At 42.6% G+C, this 1,653-nt stretch carries 2 protein-coding genes; both read right to left on the bottom strand.

The features are described from left to right. Nucleotides 1-98: 98 nt before the first annotated feature. Nucleotides 99-1,247 carry an IS3 family transposase gene (locus tag ACFO3L_RS11440; RefSeq protein ID WP_243389405.1) on the bottom strand — a complete coding sequence of 383 codons (1,149 nt, stop codon included), beginning with the start codon at nucleotides 1,245-1,247 and terminating at the stop codon, nucleotides 99-101. Further along, on the bottom strand, nucleotides 1,139-1,653 hold a 515-nt coding region (locus ACFO3L_RS11445; RefSeq protein ID WP_165765006.1), incomplete at its 5' end, for a transposase. The genes ACFO3L_RS11445 and ACFO3L_RS11440, both read right to left, overlap by 109 nt.

Below are 1,653 nucleotides of genomic sequence, written 5' to 3' on the forward strand. Positions count from 1 at the left end.
CGGTAGGCCTCGTCATCGAATAGGGGAAGAAAAGCTTTTTCCCCTATTCGATGACGAGGGTTATCTGGAGTTTTTCTGGTGGCATCTGAAAGAGATGCTTAATTTTGTTTTTCTCTTTCTTTTAAAGGATTCAAAGCCACCGATTGATGAGGCGACCAATTACGAATGCCTTTTGACCAACGCTCAGGGTGTCGTTTTTTCGCACACTCATAGACCTGTTTCCGTTTCTCTAAAATAGCGATATGTCGGCCTTCATGGCACTCTGCAGGTGAGACAAATTGAATCCCACTGTGAAGATGAGCGTGGTTGTACCAATCCACAAACGTACGTGTCCATTCTCGTGCATCATCCAGTGTTTTAAAACCATGATCCGGGTATTCCGGTCGATATTTTAACGTACGAAAAACTGCTTCAGAATAGGGATTATCATTACTCACTCGTGGCCTTGAATAGGAACTTTGAATACCTAATTTTTCTAATAATACTTGGAACGTTGCCGCTTTCATTGGGCTACCATTATCCGAATGTAAAACTAGTGGTTGCCCTTGAATTTGTTCTTTTATAACCGTTTGCTGAATCAATTGTTCGGCATACCGCGCTTCTTCTGTTTCCCAAATTTCCCAACCGACCATTTTCCGGCTAAATAAATCGATGATTAAATACAATCGGTAAAACAGTCCTTTTACCGGACCTTTTAACCAAGTGATATCCCAGGTCCAAACTTCATTCGGGCGACTCGCTAAGTGGCTCGGAGCCAACCGTTTCTGTGGCGCTTGACTTCGCCCACGATGGTTTTGCATTTTTTCTTCTCGCAACACACGATAGATGCTTGATTCGGACGCAATGTAAATGGCTTGATCAGCTAATTTCGGAACAATTTGACTCGGTGGTAAATTCATAAATTCTTTTTTTGAAACCACTCGTAAAATCTCTGCGCGTTCTTCTTTCGTCAACTTATTTTTCGGCGTAGGACGTTCCGCCAAAGGTCGTTGGTCTTCTTTTACTTGTCCTTCTGCCGTCCATCGTTCGTACGTCCGCACACTGAGGTTTAATTCTTCGCAAGCTTTGGATAAACGCGCGCCATTGCGATTGGCTTCTTGAATGAGCGCGACTGCTTGTCTGCGATCTGAGGCAGGAATCATTCTTCCTCGAGGTCCCCCCAGATCGCTTGTGCTTTTTTTCTTAATAATAAGAGAGCCGCGGCTTCTGCTAAAGCTTTTTCTTTTTTTCGTAGCTCTTTTTCTAATTGTCGCGCTTGTTTCTTTTCTTCTTTTAACTCGATAGAAAGAGCCTTCGTGCGGTTTTCTTCTTGGGTGTTCGCCGAAAGACAAGTTTTTTTCCATGCCTCAATTTGCTCTTTAAATAAGCCTTTTTTCCGGCAATAGGCTGCTAATTCTGCTTGATTCATGGAGAAAGTTTCCATGACGATTAAGAACTTATCTTCACTTGACCATTTTTCAGTATGCTTTTTCCCTCCTGGTGTCGCTTTCCCTTGCATCCGCGCTTTTTTACGCCAAGAATAAAGTGTTGCTTCAGGAACGCCTAATTCTTCACTTAATTGTCGCACACCTTCATTTTTAGGGGGCATCATTCGTTGAATGGTCGTAGCTTTAAATTCATCTGTATAACGATCGTTCTTTTTATTTGTCATGG

This window comes from Enterococcus eurekensis, assembly GCF_042654605.1.
GTDB classification, from domain to species: Bacteria; Bacillota; Bacilli; order Lactobacillales; family Enterococcaceae; genus Enterococcus_I; species Enterococcus_I eurekensis.